Raw genomic sequence first — 18,300 nt, forward strand, 5'->3', positions numbered from 1 at the left:
TTATCTGACGATTCCACGAGAAGAGTTTTTGAGGAATTTGATTAGAGATGAAAGCGTATCCTTCTCATCGTTGATACATTCGATTTCTTTGATAGCTTCTTCTAGACGATAGCCAGTTCGATACAAAGCACGGTAAGCTTTTTTGACCAAGTTAATTTGCTCGCGGGAAAAACCTCGTCGCTTTAAACCTTCGACATTTAGTCCTCTTGGCCCCGCAAGGTTTCCTGAAACAGTAATAAAGTTTGGTACATCCTGGTTGATCACACTTCCCATTCCACAGAAGCTGTGTTCACCGATATGGCAAAATTGGTGAACCAAAGTATAACCACCTAAAATAGCCCAGTCATTTACCGTGACATGTCCGGCCAATGCTGATGCATTAGCCATAATGGTGTTATTCCCTACAATACAATCATGGGCAATATGTACACCTGCCATAATCCAGTTATTATCACCGATAGTAGTCTCGCCTCTATCTTGTACGGTACCACGATTGACAGTTACATTCTCTCGAAAGGTATTGTTATTGCCGATGGTTAGTTTTGTCGGCTCATTGGTGTACTTTTTGTCCTGCGGCGCTGCACCGATTGAACAAAACTGGAAAAAGTGGTTTCCCTCTCCAATCATTGTCGGACCAGAAATAACCACATGAGGCTCAACAATAGTGTTTTTTCCAATCATAACGTTCCCTTGAATGACTGCATAGGCGCCTACTGACACGCCTTCATCCAAAGTTACGCTATCATCAATTATTGCTGTCGGATGAATCAAAACTCTCATTCCTTAAAAGTCATTAAACTTTACGTTCTGCACACAACATGTCACACGACGCAATAATTTTCCCTTCAACAAAAGTTTTACACTCAAACTTCCAAATGCCTTTTTTATTATTAACAGTCTTAACTTCAAACTCTAGCTTATCACCCGGTACTGCTGGCTTTCTAAAACGACAATTATCAACTGCAGCTAAATAGTACATAGATGTACCGTCTGGCTTAACTTCTTGTGTTTTAAACGCAAGAATCCCAGTACATTGAGCCATGGCTTCAATAATCATGACGCCAGGCATAATAGGGTTATCCGGAAAATGCCCTGTAAATTGAGGTTCATTATATGTGACGTTCTTATACCCTTTTAAGTGACTACCCGCTTCAAACTCGGTAACGCGATCAACAAGCAAAAACGGATAGCGGTGAGGTAAATACTCAAAAATTTCTTTAACGTCTAATAACATGGTTAATCTTCCAATTGTTTTTTTATACTTTCCAATTCTTTTTCTAACTGCTTAATCTGCTTACTCATTTTTTCCAGATTCTTCAGCCTTACGGTTGTTTTTTGCCAACTTCCAGTTTCTACAGCAGGAAACCCAGAATAACTTCCGGACGTTTTGATTGAGTGTGTGACGCCTGATTTTGCATTAAACATTGCTTTGTCCGCAACCTCAATATGGCCATTTACGCCAACTTGGCCTGCAAACACACAATAATTTCCAATTTTTGTACTGCCGGCAATCCCAACCTGACCGGCTATGGCACAGCCAGCTCCAATCTCTACGTTATGTGCGATATGAATCAAGTTATCTAATATACAGTTATCACCAATAACTGTGTCCCCCAACGCACCGCGATCAATCGCGCAATTATTACCAATCCAGCAATTATTCCCAATTATGACGCGCCCTAGTTGAGGAATTCTAATCCACTTCCCCTTTTGGTTTGCAAAGCCAAAACCTTGTCCACCAATAACCGTTCCAGACTCAACGGTTACAGCGTTGCCCAGTACACAATCATTCATAACGGTTACATTAGGATAAACCCGACAGTCATCGCCTAAAACAGTCCCTTTTTCAATCACAGAACCATAGTTGATGATACAGTTTTCTCCCATTTGAACACCTTCAGCAATATAAACGCCGGCGTCGACTTGGCAACTACTTGGAATAACGGCACTAGAAGCAACAAAACTTTCTGGGTGAATTCCCGGATAAGTTTTTTCGGGGTTCAGTTTTTGCGCGATGTATGCATAAGCGACATAAGGAACATCTACAACTATTTTATTTGCACTCGTTTGATTAGCCATCTCTTTGGTAATCAAAACAGCAGAAGCTTTTGTAGCTTTGAGCTGATTGAGTCGGCGCTTATCGGAAAAAAAGCTAATTTGCCCTCCCTGCGCTTCTGCCAAACCAGCAATTTGAACTATTTCTTGTGTTTCATCCCCTATTAAATAAGAGCTAATTTCACATTCAGACAACCATTCAACGACTTCAGAAAGTTTCAAACTAATTCCTTTTATTTATTAAAACCTGCTCGTTGCTGCTTGTCTTCTTCTCTCAAGTAATCCAAAACTTTTTGCGTGACATCTAGACTATTGTTGGTATAAGCAATTCCTTCATACAAAATCAGGTCAAACCCTTCTTTTTTACCGATAGCCTTAATACCCTGATTGACGATTTTCTGTAGCTTAGCCAGCTCTTCATTTCTGCGGATATTTACAAGTTCTTGAATATCATTCCTTTTTCTTTGAATATCCCTAGTCATTAGGCTAATTTCTCGCTCTGACGCACTTTTTTGAGCATCCGAAAGGATTAGTTTATTTTTTTGATAATCTTTTTGCTTTGCTTCAAGCTTTTTTGCAAGCTGAGTTAACTCAGCCTGTTGAGGCCCAAACTCTTTTTCTAGGCTTTTGCTCGCACTTTGTGCTTGAGGCGCTTTCTCCAATAATAATCCGACATTTACGACGCCAAGCTTCATGTCCTTAGCTTGAACATTGGCTGAAAGGGAAAACAGCATAATGCTTGTTAGAACCACAAGTAAACGACGCATACCAATTCCTTATTTATTTAAATCAAACGGATTAATTGTAAACGATTTTTTTTAAGCATACCTAGCTTTATAGACAGCAAATTAAAGCGGAACACCGAGGTTAAACTGGAACACTTGCGTTTTGTCCCCAGGTTTATCGTTAAGTGCTCTTGCTAAACTGAATGCCAATGGCCCTACTGGGGTAATCCACGCCATAGATATCCCTGTAGAAGCACGGAAATCTTCTGCTTTTACATTGTCAAAACCATTAAAAACATTACCGGCATCCAAAAATACACTCATTCTGATATTGCTCGAATCTTCAATAAATGGCATTGGGAAAATCAACTCTGCATTCGCAATCAGTTTTACATTACCACCTGTCGGCCTATCTGACCCTTGAGTTGCCAAATCATAAACAGGACCTAAAGAGTTTGGTTCATACCCTCTAACTGACCCCATACCTCCAGCATAGAAGTTTTCATAAAATGGCAGCCCTTTATAGCTCCCTAAACCATCACCATAAGCTGCATTTCCCTTGACCTTAAATGTAAAGTTATCTGACATCGGAAAATAAACACTTTCATCTAAGTACAATTTATAGAATGAGACCTCTGAACTGGTTGGAATAGTGACTTCTCCAGTTACACCTGTTGACTGACCGTCAGTTGGGAAATAGAACGAATTCTTCGAGTCATAACTCCAACCCATTGAGTAACGCACCGAGTTAAAATGACTTCCATAGATTGCTGTGTAATCTTTACAAACACTGAAAGTATCAATACATACGAGTTTTTGATCATCGAACTTCAAGCCATAACTCAAGTTACTAAACTCACTTGTTGGATACCCCATATTTACACGAACACCATAGTTATTCGTCGTATAGTCTGATACCCCTAGTTGCGCCGCATCAATTTCACTAGCATAAATTCCACCGCCCAGCGAAACGCCATCAGGAGTGAAATAAGGATTGGTAACGCCTAGATCCAAGGATTTTGTTGAACTACTATAAGTACTGTTAATATTGGCTTTATAACCACTTCCAATTACGTTACGCTCTGTAACACCAATCGTAAAATTCACACCATCAACTTGCGAATATCCAATCCCGGCATTGAATGAGCCTGTAGATTGTTCATCAACATTTACAACCAAGTCAACCTGATCTCGAGAGATGCGTTGGGTATCAATCTTAACCTTCTTAAAATACCCCAACCTGTTCAATCGAGTATTGGAACGTCGAACTCCTTTTAAAGAATATGGCGCACTTTCAAACTGACGCAGTTCGCGACGTATAACATAATCTCTGGTTCGAGTATTTCCCTTAATAATAATTCGTCGAACGTACACTCTATCTTTAGGTTCAACCCTGAAATCAATACTGACCAATCGATTGTTTTTGTCCAGAATAGTAATAGGCTCAACATTCGCAAATGCATACCCTTCTTCACTCAATCTATCTCTCAAAGCATTCACGGTTGCAACGATATGGCTGCGAGAAAATAATTCCCCAGGGTGAATCCTAAGCAACTTATTAAGTTCCTCTTTACTAAGAATGGTTTCTCCGGAGAACTTCACATTAGAAACTGTATATTGAGGACCTTCGTTCATATTGATGGTGATAAAAACCTGAGTTTTATCAAGTGATAAGCTGACCTGTGTGGATTCAAGCTTAAACTCTGCAAAACCACGATCCATATAATATGATCTAAGAGATTCTTCATCAGACTGAAGCTTTGGCTTTGAATATTTATCATTACTACCAATGACCACAGACTCTGAAAGCATCATAGTGCCTTTGAGTTTATTATCACTGTAAGTTTTATTTCCCACTAGAGTAATACGACCAATATTGGCAGGTTGACCTTCCTCGACCTTAACTTTCAATGAAACTCGATTTCTAGGCAGGTTTTCCACATCAATCTTAACATCGGCAGCATAATAGCCTTGATTTTGATACTGTCGACGCAAATCTACAATGATTTTTACTAGTTGATTCTTGTTAAAAATACGACCTTTCTTCACGCCAAGGCCATCGAGTGCCTGCTTCAAGTCATCTGTTTTTATTAGCTCATTACCTTCGAACGTAATATCAGAAATTGAAGGTCTTTCTTTCACAACGACCTTTAGTAGCCCATTAGGAAGCTGGTAAAGTGCAATGTCCTGAAAAAACTTTGTCGCATATAATTGCTTTAAGCTCTCTCTTGTAAGTTTCGTAGTCAACGTGTCGCCGACATCAATTGGTAAATAGCTTCTGACTGTTTCAAAGCTAATTCTATGATTCCCTTCAACCTCAATTTTTTGTATTTTGAAATCTGTTGCATATGCAACGGGCCCCAGTAAACAGGAAGCCATCAACCCAAGTATAAGAAAAACACGTTTAATCATTTGAAATACGAACCAAATCATTTATTAAAGCAAAAATAGTCAAGCTGACAATTATTATAAAACCCAGCTTTTGCACAAAAAGCTCTGTACCATCACTGACGGGCACACCTTTTATGGCTTCTATTGAATACAGCACTAAGTGCCCGCCATCTAACATAGGAATGGGCAATAAGTTCAATATTCCCAAGCTCAAACTTAACAATCCCAATAAACTCAAAAAGCTTATCCATCCATTTTCTAAAGCTTTCCCAGAGTAATCAGCTATCGAAATTGGACCGGACAAATTTCGAGGAGAAACTTCACTGCTGAACATCTTTTGAATCATGTCTAACGTCATTTCTATTAGATTGACGGAATGCGTAAAACCTTCTTGAACAGCATCAAAAAATGGAAATGAAACAACCGTTTGATATGGAGAAAACAGCTTCTCATCTATATGAAGTTTTGCTCCAAAAAGTCCTTTAGGCTTACCTTCGACAACCTGCTCACCTAGCTTCAAACTGATAAAATGGCGATTTCCATTTCTTAAAAAAACAACACTAATCTCTTTGCCTGGATTAGCACGAACTTCAGTCGCAAACTCAGCCCAATTTGACAACTTCTTCCCATTAAATTCTTCTAACCGATCCCCTGGTAAGAAACCTGCCGCAAAAGCTGGCGAACTAGGAATGACCTCCCCAATAACAGGAGGGAAGCTTGGCGAAAAAGGCACAAAACCAAGTTGGGTTAACCAATCTTGTTTAGGGTTATTTAAGTCCAACTCATTGATTGAAAGCAGAATATTTTTTTGAATTGACACCTCTTGAGGGTGGGTGCCTTCCGAAAAATTTCTTAATGTTAACGCAACACTGTCTTTACCAGAAAGCTTTTCCAACAGTAACTTTTGGTGCACTGCTCTCCACGTTTGCGTAACCTTTTGATCTACCGCTTCAATTTGCCATAGATTGCTCGAAACACTTTGGAAAGAAGATGACAATGCTGAGTTCGGAACAACCTTTTCAAAAATAGGCTTCATTCCCGGTACACCCCAAAAGTATAACCACGAAAAGACCATCCAAGCAAAAATCAGATTAATCAAAGGCCCTGCTAATACAATTGCAAACCGCTTGAATACTGTTTGGCGATTAAATGCTCTAGTCAGATCATCATTAACAGATACTGCATCACCATTTCGCTCATCAAGAAACTTTACATATCCTCCTAGTGGAAACATTGCAATTTGATACTGTGTCTCGCCAATTCTTTTCCTTAACAGAGGCTTTCCAAAACCAATGGAAAAAGTCAGAACTTTAACATTAAAAAGTTTAGCAACAATAAAATGCCCCCACTCATGTATTGCGACAAGTAGCCCCATAGCAATAACAAACCCAAGTGCTGACCAAAGAAATGTCATTAAACTAACTCACCCAAAGCCAAAAAACATAGAAGACTGGCATCGCTAGCAATAAGCTATCAACCCTATCAAGAATCCCACCATGCCCAGGCAACAAAAAACCACTATCCTTAATATTAGCTTGACGCTTTAATAGACTCTCAAACAGGTCTCCATAAATTGATAGAAGACCAATACCTGCCAGCAGTAAAGTGACTTGTAAAGCACTTGATAGAATATAGGGTTGAATAAAATACAAACCTAAATAGGCAACAACGATAGCAAAGAGAAAACCACCAAGCACACCTTCCCATGTTTTACCTGGACTAACATAAGAAGCAAGTTTCCGCTTACCAAAGCGTCTGCCAGAAAAAAATGCACCGATATCAATTGCCCAGATAATTGCTAGACACAACAACAACAACTCAGGTGAAAATGTTTGTCTGAAAGTAATCATTGAGAGCGCGAACGGAAGGATAGAAAAGAATCCAAGCAATAAAACTAATGAATTATCAACGAGTCGCTTCCCTTTTTTCAATTGGTAGACAGTCACCATCGAGATCATGACAACAACCTCAACCGGAACTAAAAGAAAAATAAAGCTGTCATCGAAGTAAACATACAGTAGGTATGATGATACTGTGACAATAAATGCATAGATCAACTTGAATAGTTTGTTATTAACACTAGCCAGCCCAGCCCATTCCCAGCCAGCCCAAAAAGTAGCAAACAAAATAAATCCGACCCACTGCAACAAGTCAAACTTAAACAACGCTGCTCCAAAGATCAGTACTAAAACTATTGCCGTCAAAACCCTAGTCTGAATCATGGCTTACCTGTTCACTGGTCTTTCCAAAGCGCCTCTCTCTATTTGAAAAAGACCTAATCGCCGAATCAATGGATTTTTCATTAAAATCCGGCCATAACTCATCTGTAAAATAGAACTCTGCATAAGCCATTTGCCAAATCAAAAAGTTACTGATTCTTTGCTCTCCGCCTGTTCTAATTAACAGGTCTGGCTCACTTTGCCCCGCAAGAGAAAGCTTTCCTGAAATATCTTCTTCTGTTAAATCATCAATTGAACAGCTTGGGTTTAACTTCTGCCAAGCTTTTACAGCTTGGAGAATATCCCACCTTCCACCGTAATTCGCAGCAATATTCAGCTTCAAACCGGAATTATCTTCCGTTAATTTTTCTGCCTCGACAATGTGTCTTTTTATTTCTTCCGAAAATGGCGTTTGGTCACCTATTACTGTCAACTTAACATTATTCTTATGCAGCTTTCCGACTTCACTTTGAAGTGCTGTTAAGAAAAGTCCCATTAATTTTGAAACTTCGTCTTGAGGGCGCTTCCAATTTTCCGTACTAAACGCAAACAGTGTTAAGGATTCAACACCTAGTTCAGCACAATGAGAAACGACTTTTTTGACAGCCTTAAGCCCTTTTTGGTGGCCGACAAAACGAGGCAAAAAACGTTTTTTTGCCCAGCGTCCATTTCCATCCATAATAATGGCTATATGTTTAGGCTGATTCATGAGGGTAAATATTTAATAAAACTTATGCTTTCAAATAAAACAAAACGGCCCACCATTTTGGGTAGGCCGATTATACGACTAGCGAACCATTATGCCGTAAAAGCATTCTAAATTCAGCTTATATTTCCATGAGACTGGCTTCTTTTTCAGATAGAAGCTTGTCAATTTCAGCAATAAAAGAGTCTGTCGTTTTTTGAATATTTTCTTCAGCTCTTCTCAGCTCATCATCGGTAATTTCTTTATCTTTGTTTAAGTCTTTCAAATCTGAATTAGCATCTCTTCTAACATTTCTAATAGCAACTCTTGCTGACTCAGCTTCAGCTCTAGCTAGACGGATAAACTCTTTACGTCTTTCCTCTGTTAGCGGGGGCATTGGAATTCTTAGCATATGGCCATTTGAAACAGGATTCACTCCCAGCTCAGACTGCATAATAGCTTTTTCAATCGGCGCTACCATTGGCTGTTCCCATGGCTGAACTACTAAGGTTCTAGCGTCCTCTATATTAATATTTGCTACTTGGCTAATCGGGACTTCAGAACCATAATATTCAACCATTACAGCATCTAAAATACTTGGATGAGCTCGCCCTGTACGAATTTTGGCAAAATTAGATTCTAGATTTTCAACAGACTTTGACATGCGCCCTTTTGCATCGTCATGAATCTCATTTATCATTTTTCTCTCCTTAAACTATTATGGACGAACAAGAGTGCCTTCATCTTCACCCTTAACAATTCTGACTACTGCGTCTTTTTTAAACATATCAAACACGCGTATTGGCATATTATGTTCTCTACAAAGAACAAAGGCCGCCATATCCATTACTTGTAAATTTTTAGCAATCACCTCATCAAATGAAAGCTCAGAGTAACGTTCGGCACTAGGGTCTTTCATTGGATCTGCTGTGTAAATACCATCAACCTTTGTTGCTTTCATCACCAGCTGCGCATCTATCTCTATTCCTCTAAGAGCAGCGGCTGTATCTGTTGTAAAGAAAGGACTACCAGTTCCTGCAGCAAAAATAACCACTTTACCTTGCTTCAAATCTTTTTGAACTTGATTAGCATGAAACCCGTGACTAACCCCTTCTATCGACATAGCGGAATACACAACCGCATCCATTTCCATATCTTCAACAACGTCTCTTAAGGCCAGCGCATTAATAACCGTTGCCATCATTCCCATTTGATCACCCGTTGTTCTAGCAATACCCGCCCCAGCAATTTGAGCACCACGGAAAATATTACCACCACCAACAACAATACCTACTTCGACACCCAAGCCTCTAAGCGTCTTTACTTCTCCAACCACTTGACGCAATGTTGCTGAATCCAGACCAAAATCACCAGACCCCATCAGCGCTTCTCCACTAAACTTCAGCAACACTCTTGAATACTTCAATGACATACGCGCCCTCAACCAATTATTTTCTAAAAACTATTTTTAAAGTAACCCAAAACAACAGGTCTAATTTAAAAATATCTTTTTACATATAAAAAAAGCCACAGTATGCACAAAATAAATATGCACGCTGTGACTTCAGAAAAGGAATTAACCTTTTATTGCTGCTGCAGCTGCTGCAACTTCATCAGCGAAGTTTGTTTGCTCAATTTCAATACCTTCACCAACTTCCAAACGTACAAAAGATTTTACTTCTGCATTGTTTGATTTAAGAAGCTTCTCAACAGTTTGGTCAGGATCTTTAACAAACGCTTGACCCAATAAAGTGATCTCTTCAAGATACTTACGCATACGCCCTTCAATCATTTTTTCAATGATTTCCATTGGCTTACCAGAACTTTGCGCTTGTTCGATTTGGAAGTTACGCTCTTTTTCAATCACTTCAGCATCAACATCATTCGCAGAAATTGCTGTTGGCTTAGAAGCAGCAACATGCATTGCTACATCACGAATCAGTGAGTCATCACCGCCTTCCATCGCAACAACAACACCAATCTTTTCACCATGCTGATATTGACCGATTTGGCCATTTGTTTCAACCAATTCAATACGGCGCACCCCCATGTTTTCACCAATTTTTGCAATCAGTTCACGACGAGTTTCGTCAATTGATTTACCGCTAGACATTGTTTGCCCCATAAGAGCTTCTACATCTGTAATATCAGTGTTCAAAACAATTTTTGCGATTTCATCTGCAAAACCTTTAAACTCATCGCCTTTTGCAACAAAGTCAGTTTCACAGTTTACTTCAACGATTGCAGCTTTTTTCTTGTCATCAGAAATAGCTATCGCGATTACGCCTTCAGCAGCGATACGTCCAGCTTTTTTATCAGCACCAGCCATACCTTTCTTGCGCAAATACTCGATTGCCGCATCCATATCTCCATCAGTTTCAGACAGAGCTTTTTTACAATCCATCATTCCTGCGCTTGTAATTTCACGCAGCTCTTTTACCATAGAAGCTGTAACTGCCATTCTTAATTTCCTCAATATTTAGATTTAAAAATAAGAAAGCCCAGCAAATGCCAGGCCTTGTAAAAGTGAGTCTGTATTACTCTGCTGCTTCAGCTTTCTCTTCTACGAAGTCATCACCTTCAACCGCAGTTGTAATAGTTGATTTACCTTCGTTAATTGCATCTGCCGCCGCAGACAAATATAGAGAAACCGCTCTTACAGCGTCATCATTCCCAGGAATTACATAGTCAATACCACTAGGGTCGTTATTAGTATCAACAACACCAACTACAGGAATCCCCAAGTTTTTAGCTTCTTGAATAGCAATTTTTTCATTACCTGTATCGATAATAAAGATAGCATCAGGCATTGCACGCATATCTTTGATACCACCTAGAGACAACTCTAGCTTTTCTTTTTGACGCGTACGCATCAAAGCTTCTTTTTTGGTAATTTTTTCGAAAGTACCGTCTTGCTCTTGTGTTTCTAAGTCTTTTAAACGCTTAATTGATTGCTTGATGGTTTTAAAGTTTGTCAACATACCACCCAACCAACGGTGGTTTATATAAGGCATTCCACAACGTTGAGCTTCTTGAGCAACCAATTCACCAGCAGCTCTTTTTGTACCTACGAAAAGGATATTTCCCTTTTTCGCAGCAACACCACCTAGAAAGTTCAAAGCATCGTTAAACAGTGGTAAAGTTTTTTCCAAGTTTACGATATGAATTTTGTTTCGAGCACCGAAAATGTACTCACCCATTTTTGGGTTCCAATAACGAGTTTGATGTCCGAAGTGAACACCCGCTTCAAGCATTTGGCGCATAGTAACTTTTGCCATGATTTTTCTCCATTTCTTGGGTTAAGCCTCCGCATCTCCCATCATTCGAACCTTTTTAACAAAGCAGTTTCGCTTGGCTTACCGCTATCGGGTAATTAAGGCACCCCAAATGATGTATTGGAAAGCGTGTGGTTTTTTCTGTTAAAATTGCCATCAAACTTTGATGGGCGGCGCATTTATACCATAACGCCACACTTATTTCAATTTAAACCTTGTAGTTTCATAAAAGATTAAAGTCACATGTCTTTTGTCACACGGCAAACTCGGCATTTCTTTTGAAGATCACTAATGAAACTTCAGGTTCCAAACTCATGGTTCCCGAACAATGGCAATAAAGATAAAAACACAGGAAGAAATCGAAAAGCTTCGCATAGCGGGTAAACTCGCTGCGGACGTGCTTGACATGTTAACCCCCCATGTTGTCGCTGGAATCTCAACCGGAGAGCTGAATGAAATTGCTCACAACTACATGGTCAACGAGCAACAAACCATTCCTGCAACTTTAGGCTACCATGGATTTCCAGCATCAAGTTGCATATCAATCAATCACGTCGTCTGCCACGGCATTCCAGATTACAGCAAGCGTCTTAAAAAAGGGGATATTGTCAACATAGATATCACAGTTATTAAAGATGGATACCACGGGGATACCAGCATGATGTTTGAAGTTGGCGAAGTAAAACCTTATGCAAGCCGTCTTTGCCGAGTTGCAAGAGAATGCATGTGGCTTGGGATAGAGCAAGTTAAGCCGGAAGCAACACTGTATGATGTCGCCGCAGCCATAGAAGATCACGCCCACAAAAACAACTTTTCTGTTGTAAAAGAATATTGTGGTCACGGCATCGGTGCAGACTTTCACGAAGAACCACAAGTCTTGCACTATAGAACACCCGAATTAAAAAACATTGTACTTAAGCCGGGAATGGTCTTTACAATTGAACCAATGATCAACCTAGGTAAATCAGATATCCGCCTCTTAGGCGATAACTGGACGGTTGTCACAAAAGATAAAAAGCTATCTGCCCAGTGGGAACACACTATTCTGGTAACGGAAAGTGGCTATGAAGCATTTACACTCAGACAAAACGAAACCCCTATCCTTCCTTAAACTTTAATGGACTAAAGATACATGTCTGACACCCCCGTTCTGCCAAATTTCATCTCTAGCCTACAGCATGATGCAAGAAAAATTTCTCTGCAAAACGGGAGAATGCTGTTGGAACATTTCAACCAACAGCAATTTGAAAAATTTGATAATAATGTATCTATTGAATCTTTATTGAAGGAGCGCACCTCCTTTGTAGATCAGCTTATCATCAAGATATGGAACCATTTTGTGCCGAAGGAAAATCAGCAAGATGTTTCTCTAGTCGCCATCGGGGGCTATGGCCGCAAAGAATTACAGCCCTTTTCCGATATCGACCTACTTATCTTGGGTGATAATTGCGACAAACTACAAGAACCCATATCCACTTTTATTACTTATCTATGGGATTTAGGATTTCACGTTGGCCACTCGGTAAGAAGCATTGCCGAATGTATAGCGGATGCTAAAGAAGATGTATCAACAGCAACTAGCTTAATCGAGTCTCGCTGGCTTGCTGGCGATTATGAAACTTCACAAAAACTCCAAAAAATCTGGCTTAACAAATCATTTTGGCCAAGCAAAGAGTTTTTTGAAGCAAAACTAGAAGAGCAACAAGCACGACATAAGCGCTACCTAGACACCTTCTATCAACTTGAACCAAACGTTAAAGAGAGCCCTGGCGGTTTACGTGATTTACACAGCATTTTTTGGATTGCTAAAAGGCATTTTGGCGCGCACTCTCTTCAAGGATTGCTTGAACATGATTTCATTTCCTTACGAGAGTTCCAAGAAATTCACAAAGCTTACTGGTACCTAAATAAAATTCGTTTCGGCTTACACCGATTAAAAAAACGCCATGAAGACCGTTTGCTATTCGAATATCAACAACAACTGGCAGAATTATTTGGCTTCCACGAAGAAGATATCAATAAAACTGTAGAAAGCTTCATGAAACCTTACTATCAAAACGTTGGCACAATCGCCCGTTTAAATGAAATACTGATTCAGCATTTTAAGGAAGAAATTTTTAAGCCGGAACATGAAGTCATCGAGACGATAAACCCTAGGTTTCAGCTAATCGACAGTTATCTTGATGCAAAGCAGGACAACCTTTTTGACAAGAATCCGACCGCCCTTCTCGAAATTTTTATCATTCTCGAAAACTATAAGCAATCCATACAAGGCATTCGTTCTAGGACAATACGTTTAATTAGAAACAGTCTACATTTAATCAATGATGAGTTTCGTTCAGACCCTATCAATAAAGCGCTGTTTATCGAAATTTTTAGACAGCCAAAGGGCGTCTACACGTCATTAAAACGAATGTATGCTTATGGCATTCTAGGTGCTTACCTTCCTGTTTTTCAAAAAATATCAGGACTGATGCAGTTCAATATTTTTCATGCCTATACAGTGGACGAACACACATTACTAGTAATTAGAAATATTAGACGTTTCTTTTTGGAAGAACATGCCTATGAATTCCCTACGGCTTACCAGATAGCTAAGAACATTTGTAAGCCCGAAATACTTCTTTTATCCGGTTTATTCCACGATATTGCCAAAGGGCGTGATGGTGCACACGAAGAACTCGGAGCCATTGATGCAAAAAACTTTAGCTTCAAACACAACTTATCTGAAAAAGACACCGAACTCTTAAGCTGGCTTGTTCTCAAACACTTGGAATTCTCTTATGTTGCTCAAAAGAAGGACTTGTCTGACCCTTACGTCATAAATCAGTTTGCAAAATTAGTGGGTACACAAGAACAACTGGACTACTTATACCTTTTGACTTTAGCGGATGTTCTCGCAACATCAAAAGAAGTTTGGAGTGACTGGAAAAACCAACTTTTTCTCCAATTGTACCACAGCACAACACAGGCATTGGACAAGTCAACAGTTCTGCCTCGAGACAAAACAAAACAAGCCATTTTGAACAAAGAACGAGCGCGCGAGCTTTTACAAAAAAGAGAATTAGATACAAGCGAATACCAAGAGTTTTGGGCAGCATTCGACAACACAGAATTCTTCAACCAGCTAACTTCAGCAGAAATATCAAGAATCACCAAACTACTTTACAAAGCAGAGACGAAAGCGACCCTTGTTAATCTAGAAAGTAAAACTCAACGTGGCGCAACCGAATTAATTATCTACATGCCTGATCGTAATTATCTCTTTGCGCAAATCACAAATGTCATTGATAAATTAGGGTTAAACATAGTAGAGGCGAAAATTTACTCCGGCATGAACAAGCAAACACTCGTCATCATCTACTTGCTGGATAGAGATAACCAGTATGTCGAGGCTGAAGACGACTTACATCAAATTTCAGAAACACTTCGCTATGAGCTAAGTTTATCCACCCCAACACCAAGAGTTCAACAACCACAGCCAAGAAGAATTCGTGTGTTCGAGACACCTACTGAAATACAACTAATGGAAGTGAATGACAAACTGACAGAGCTAACCATCCACACTAAGGATATTCCAGGCTTGCTGGCAAAAATTGGTTTAGCATTCAAACAATGTGAAATCAGAGTTCATGGTGCAAAAATCAACACGGTTGGTGAAAAAGCCGAAGATGTTTTTCTAATCAGCTCAACAACCAATGCTCAGATGAATGATGCCAGTTTTAAAGAAAATTTAACTGCAACCCTACTGGAACATATCGAATAGATCTATAAACCGGATACTTCAAAAAGCTCAAATGCATTATCGTCAGCATCTCTGACAAAAAGGGCTTTCCTACCCGACCGGCTAGCGGTATAACTCACACCCTTTTCTTCAAGGCGTTTCTGAAATACCTCTATATCATCAACTCTTAGCGCAAAATGAAAGTCTCTTCCGCCATGCTCGGGTCTTTCAACGCCTAAACTTGGGTTCTCCAGTTGCATCAAATGCAGGCTTTGCCCCTGTGACAAGTCCAACCAATAACCAGGAAACCCTAAGTTTGGTCGCTCTAGCACTTTGAGATCAAGCAGACTTTGATAAAACTCGAGAGATGCTTCTGCATCTTTAACAAGAATACTGACGTGATCAAGTCCTAATATCCTAGACATTTAAAACCCTTGAGATGAGGAAAGTATATTACCCGGCAAGAACTGCCGAGTAATTCAATAGATTACTTAGCAGAACGCCAAGTACACAACCTAACGATTAATCGTTACTGTGAAGAACGCTGTTTAGGCCACTCCAAACTGTACCATCAGTCATAATTGCCTGAACTTGGCCTGTTTGGCTATGGCGACGGAAAAGCAACTTCGATTGACCTGACAGATCACGAGCGGAAACGATAGAACCATCAGGCATCTTCACCTTGGTACCCGCAGTCAGATAAAGGCCTGACTCAACAATACAGTCATCTCCAAGAGAAATGCCTAATCCAGCGTTAGCTCCTAACAGATTACGTTGTCCCATAGAGATGACTTGCTTACCGCCACCAGACAATGTGCCCATAATGGACGCACCACCGCCAATATCAGTATGATCACCGACTACAACACCAGCTGAAATACGGCCCTCAACCATTGATTGACCTAAAGTCCCTGCATTAAAGTTCACAAACCCTTCATGCATGATAGTTGTTCCTGGTGCTAAATGCGCTCCAAGTCGAACACGATCTGCATCTCCGATGCGAACACCCTCAGGAACGACATAATCCACCATACGAGGGAATTTATCGATAGAAGTAATTGTTAACTGAATTGGTTGATCAGCAATTGCTTCACGAAGACTTTCTACTTCGGGTGGCAATACCGGACCAGCGTTAGTCCAAGCAACGTTCGTTAAAAGTCCAAACACACCATCAAGATTAATTTCATGCGGCTTATAAGCACACTCAGACAATAAATGAAGGCGTAAATAAGCATCTTCTGCTGACTCAGGCACACTATCAACAGAATCAATTTCAACTGTTACAAAATCAGCTTTAATGATACCCGCTTGTAATGCTAAGCAATTACGAGCAATTTCTTTGTTAGAACGTGGAAACCATACATCCAAAGTCGCCCCAGTTTTAGCATCGCTATAACGGTGTCCAATTCGCTTGATTGTCATATATCTAGTCTCTTAAAAATCAAAAATACATAAGCCGGTAAGTATACCCTCTTGATGGATTAGATACAAAACTACATCAATGTAAAACACGGATTTTATAGGTTTTTTATTGCTTTTAAGGAAATAGAGAAGAATAAACTATATAATCATCGACTTTTCCCGTTATCAGGTATGAAGTAACATGAAAATGTATGGCATCCCAAATTGTGATACTGTCCGTAAGGCACGTAAATTCTTAGAATCTCATGATATCGACTATGAATTTCATGACTTTAAAAAGCAAGGACTAGACATTGATACCATTCAAACATGGCTAAACAAACAACCGCTTGATACTCTAGTCAATAAAAGAAGCACAAGCTGGAAGCAACTATCTGACGAACAGAAAGCAGCATTAACATCTGGAAGTGATTTATCTGTCTTAACAGAAATGCCTACATTAATTAAAAGACCTGTTCTAGAAATCAATGCATCTCTGTTAATTGGTTTTAGCCAAGCAGAATATGAAGAACTCTTAAATTAAGTCATGTAATCTGACACATAAGGATTATTTGCTTCTCAAAGCCCCGATGAAAGCCTAAAATAACTCGGAATTTAAGAAGCTATAAAAACATTGAACATGAGTGAAACAATCAAACTCGCGCAACAACTGATCCAAATCGACTCAGTCACACCTGATGACAAAGGTTGCCAGAAACTCATCTCTGATTTTCTTACTCCTTTAGGCTTTAAAACTGAACAAATGAACTTTGGTGATGTATCTAACCTGTGGGCTCGTCATGGAACTGAGACACCATTTATTGTATTTGCTGGTCATACTGATGTAGTTCCCACTGGTCCTGTAGAAAAATGGTCTCACCCGCCTTTCTCTGCCTCGGTAGAAAATGAAATGTTGATTGGCCGTGGCTCTGCGGATATGAAAAGCAGTATCGCGTGTTTTATGATTGCTACACAGCGTTTCTTAAACAACTATCCTAACTGCAAGGGCTCTATTGGTTTTTTGATTACCAGTGATGAAGAAGGTCCTGCGATTGATGGCACCGTAAAAGTTATCGAAACACTTGAAGCCAGAAACGAAAAGTTCGACTACTGCCTAGTTGGAGAACCATCAAGCAGTAAAAAACTTGGAGACTCCATTAAAAACGGACGCCGAGGCTCTCTTAGCGGAAAGCTGCGTATTAAAGGCATTCAAGGGCATATAGCTTACCCAGAACTGGCTCTCAACCCTATTCACACGCTCGCACCGGCATTGCAAAAACTGACGGAAACTGTCTGGGATAATGGGAATGAATATTTTCCTCCGACATCTTTCCAAGTATCCAACATTCACTCGGGCACAGGCGCCACCAATGTCATTCCTGGTGATTGTGTTTTAGATTTTAATTTCCGTTTCTCAACTGAACAAACGCCCGATTCACTTAAGTCTGGTGTCCACGCAATACTGGATAGTTACCAGTTAAACTATGAACTGGATTGGAATTTGTCAGGCATGCCGTTTATTACACCTGCTGAAGGTGAACTCATTCAAGCTATTAACAAAGCGGTTCAATCGGAAATGGGTTACGAGCCAGAACTTTCAACCGGTGGCGGAACATCTGATGGTCGTTTTATTGCCCCTACTGGTGCACAAGTAATTGAGCTAGGTCCACTAAACGACACCATTCATAAGGTTAATGAACAAGTTAGTGTCAAAGACTTAGAAAAATTAACGGATATTTATTACCAAACATTGATAAACCTATTGGTAAACTAAGCTTATGTATATAGCCATCGAACTTCTGGTTCTAGTATTGTTCCTCATCGT

The 18,300-nt window shown here is 39.8% G+C and carries 18 protein-coding genes; 4 read left to right on the forward strand and 14 right to left on the reverse strand.

The window, feature by feature from the left end; translation table 11 throughout:
* The 12 genes from lpxA to rpsB form a co-directional block, all read right to left on the reverse strand.
* A complete protein-coding gene (gene lpxA, locus HVMH_RS06490) occupies nt 1–771 on the reverse strand; it encodes an acyl-ACP--UDP-N-acetylglucosamine O-acyltransferase (protein ID WP_029909094.1) in 771 nt (256 codons plus the stop codon).
* A 22-nt stretch (nt 772–793) separates the two neighbouring features.
* On the reverse strand, nt 794–1,234 hold the full coding sequence (gene fabZ / locus HVMH_RS06495) for a 3-hydroxyacyl-ACP dehydratase FabZ (RefSeq protein ID WP_029909096.1): 441 nt from the start codon (nt 1,232–1,234) through the stop codon (nt 794–796).
* Nucleotides 1,235–1,236: 2 nt separating this feature from the next.
* Nucleotides 1,237–2,277 (reverse strand): UDP-3-O-(3-hydroxymyristoyl)glucosamine N-acyltransferase, encoded by a 1,041-nt coding sequence (gene lpxD / locus HVMH_RS06500; RefSeq protein WP_029909098.1) that lies wholly within the window; start codon nt 2,275–2,277, stop codon nt 1,237–1,239.
* A gap of 11 nt (nt 2,278–2,288) precedes the next feature.
* Nucleotides 2,289–2,822 carry an OmpH family outer membrane protein gene (locus HVMH_RS06505; protein ID WP_029909101.1) on the reverse strand — a complete coding sequence of 178 codons (534 nt, stop codon included), beginning with the start codon at nt 2,820–2,822 and terminating at the stop codon, nt 2,289–2,291.
* An 81-nt stretch (nt 2,823–2,903) separates the two neighbouring features.
* Nucleotides 2,904–5,192, reverse strand: a complete 2,289-nt coding sequence (bamA, locus tag HVMH_RS06510) for an outer membrane protein assembly factor BamA (protein ID WP_029909103.1) — start codon at nt 5,190–5,192, stop codon at nt 2,904–2,906.
* Complete coding sequence (gene rseP / locus HVMH_RS06515) at nt 5,185–6,585, reverse strand: RIP metalloprotease RseP (protein ID WP_029909105.1); 1,401 nt, start codon at nt 6,583–6,585, stop codon at nt 5,185–5,187. Before rseP ends, bamA begins: the two co-directional genes overlap by 8 nt.
* A gap of 4 nt (nt 6,586–6,589) precedes the next feature.
* Nucleotides 6,590–7,393, reverse strand: coding sequence for a phosphatidate cytidylyltransferase (locus HVMH_RS06520; protein WP_029909107.1), 804 nt, complete (start codon nt 7,391–7,393; stop codon nt 6,590–6,592).
* Entirely contained in the window at nt 7,380–8,099 is a 720-nt protein-coding gene (locus HVMH_RS06525) for an isoprenyl transferase (protein WP_029909109.1), read from the reverse strand. The genes HVMH_RS06520 and HVMH_RS06525 overlap by 14 nt, the downstream gene beginning before the upstream one ends.
* Nucleotides 8,100–8,217: 118 nt before the next feature.
* On the reverse strand, nt 8,218–8,775 hold the full coding sequence (gene frr, locus HVMH_RS06530; protein ID WP_029909111.1) for a ribosome recycling factor: 558 nt from the start codon (nt 8,773–8,775) through the stop codon (nt 8,218–8,220).
* A gap of 18 nt (nt 8,776–8,793) precedes the next feature.
* Nucleotides 8,794–9,507, reverse strand: a complete 714-nt coding sequence (gene pyrH / locus HVMH_RS06535) for a UMP kinase (RefSeq protein ID WP_029909114.1) — start codon at nt 9,505–9,507, stop codon at nt 8,794–8,796.
* A 144-nt stretch (nt 9,508–9,651) separates the two neighbouring features.
* Entirely contained in the window at nt 9,652–10,536 is an 885-nt protein-coding gene (tsf, locus tag HVMH_RS06540) for a translation elongation factor Ts (protein ID WP_029909115.1), read from the reverse strand.
* A gap of 76 nt (nt 10,537–10,612) precedes the next feature.
* Entirely contained in the window at nt 10,613–11,353 is a 741-nt protein-coding gene (gene rpsB, locus HVMH_RS06545; protein WP_029909117.1) for a 30S ribosomal protein S2, read from the reverse strand.
* A 325-nt stretch (nt 11,354–11,678) separates the two neighbouring features.
* On the opposite strand from rpsB, the gene map reads away from it, so the two are divergent.
* Nucleotides 11,679–12,461 (forward strand): type I methionyl aminopeptidase, encoded by a 783-nt coding sequence (gene map, locus HVMH_RS06550; protein ID WP_029909119.1) that lies wholly within the window; start codon nt 11,679–11,681, stop codon nt 12,459–12,461.
* A gap of 102 nt (nt 12,462–12,563) precedes the next feature.
* On the forward strand, nt 12,564–15,116 hold the full coding sequence (gene glnD, locus HVMH_RS06555) for a [protein-PII] uridylyltransferase (protein WP_232087737.1): 2,553 nt from the start codon (nt 12,564–12,566) through the stop codon (nt 15,114–15,116).
* Between the two features lie 2 nt (nt 15,117–15,118).
* Here glnD and HVMH_RS06560 read toward each other — a convergent pair whose 3' ends face one another.
* Both HVMH_RS06560 and HVMH_RS06565 read right to left on the reverse strand, forming a co-directional pair.
* On the reverse strand, nt 15,119–15,499 hold the full coding sequence (locus HVMH_RS06560) for a VOC family protein (protein ID WP_029909123.1): 381 nt from the start codon (nt 15,497–15,499) through the stop codon (nt 15,119–15,121).
* 97 nt (nt 15,500–15,596) lie between these two features.
* Nucleotides 15,597–16,496, reverse strand: a complete 900-nt coding sequence (locus tag HVMH_RS06565) for a DapH/DapD/GlmU-related protein (protein ID WP_029909125.1) — start codon at nt 16,494–16,496, stop codon at nt 15,597–15,599.
* A gap of 181 nt (nt 16,497–16,677) precedes the next feature.
* On the opposite strand from HVMH_RS06565, the gene HVMH_RS06570 reads away from it, so the two are divergent.
* The gene (locus tag HVMH_RS06570) at nt 16,678–17,019 is read left to right on the forward strand and encodes an arsenate reductase (RefSeq protein ID WP_029909127.1); all 342 of its coding nucleotides are present in this window, start codon (nt 16,678–16,680) and stop codon (nt 17,017–17,019) included.
* Between the two features lie 96 nt (nt 17,020–17,115).
* Nucleotides 17,116–18,249, forward strand: coding sequence for a succinyl-diaminopimelate desuccinylase (gene dapE / locus HVMH_RS06575; protein ID WP_029909129.1), 1,134 nt, complete (start codon nt 17,116–17,118; stop codon nt 18,247–18,249).
* Nucleotides 18,250–18,300 lie beyond the last annotated feature (51 nt).

This window comes from Hydrogenovibrio marinus (assembly GCF_013340845.1).
Classification (GTDB): domain Bacteria; phylum Pseudomonadota; class Gammaproteobacteria; order Thiomicrospirales; family Thiomicrospiraceae; genus Hydrogenovibrio; species Hydrogenovibrio marinus.

What these genes read in the sequence shown, in the direction of transcription:
- fabZ (WP_029909096.1), bottom strand. Translation starts at nt 1,234, where the DNA reads ATGTTATTAGACGTTAAAGAAATTTTTGAGTATTTACCTCACCGCTAT.
- HVMH_RS06505 (WP_029909101.1), bottom strand. Translation starts at nt 2,822, where the DNA reads ATGCGTCGTTTACTTGTGGTTCTAACAAGCATTATGCTGTTTTCCCTT.
- bamA (WP_029909103.1), bottom strand. Translation starts at nt 5,192, where the DNA reads ATGATTAAACGTGTTTTTCTTATACTTGGGTTGATGGCTTCCTGTTTA.
- rseP (WP_029909105.1), bottom strand. Translation starts at nt 6,585, where the DNA reads ATGACATTTCTTTGGTCAGCACTTGGGTTTGTTATTGCTATGGGGCTA.
- HVMH_RS06520 (WP_029909107.1), bottom strand. Translation starts at nt 7,393, where the DNA reads ATGATTCAGACTAGGGTTTTGACGGCAATAGTTTTAGTACTGATCTTT.
- HVMH_RS06525 (WP_029909109.1), bottom strand. Translation starts at nt 8,099, where the DNA reads ATGAATCAGCCTAAACATATAGCCATTATTATGGATGGAAATGGACGC.
- frr (WP_029909111.1), bottom strand. Translation starts at nt 8,775, where the DNA reads ATGATAAATGAGATTCATGACGATGCAAAAGGGCGCATGTCAAAGTCT.
- pyrH (WP_029909114.1), bottom strand. Translation starts at nt 9,507, where the DNA reads ATGTCATTGAAGTATTCAAGAGTGTTGCTGAAGTTTAGTGGAGAAGCG.
- tsf (WP_029909115.1), bottom strand. Translation starts at nt 10,536, where the DNA reads ATGGCAGTTACAGCTTCTATGGTAAAAGAGCTGCGTGAAATTACAAGC.
- rpsB (WP_029909117.1), bottom strand. Translation starts at nt 11,353, where the DNA reads ATGGCAAAAGTTACTATGCGCCAAATGCTTGAAGCGGGTGTTCACTTC.
- map (WP_029909119.1), top strand. Translation starts at nt 11,679, where the DNA reads ATGGCAATAAAGATAAAAACACAGGAAGAAATCGAAAAGCTTCGCATA.
- glnD (WP_232087737.1), top strand. Translation starts at nt 12,564, where the DNA reads ATGCTGTTGGAACATTTCAACCAACAGCAATTTGAAAAATTTGATAAT.
- HVMH_RS06560 (WP_029909123.1), bottom strand. Translation starts at nt 15,499, where the DNA reads ATGTCTAGGATATTAGGACTTGATCACGTCAGTATTCTTGTTAAAGAT.
- HVMH_RS06565 (WP_029909125.1), bottom strand. Translation starts at nt 16,496, where the DNA reads ATGACAATCAAGCGAATTGGACACCGTTATAGCGATGCTAAAACTGGG.
- HVMH_RS06570 (WP_029909127.1), top strand. Translation starts at nt 16,678, where the DNA reads ATGAAAATGTATGGCATCCCAAATTGTGATACTGTCCGTAAGGCACGT.
- dapE (WP_029909129.1), top strand. Translation starts at nt 17,116, where the DNA reads ATGAGTGAAACAATCAAACTCGCGCAACAACTGATCCAAATCGACTCA.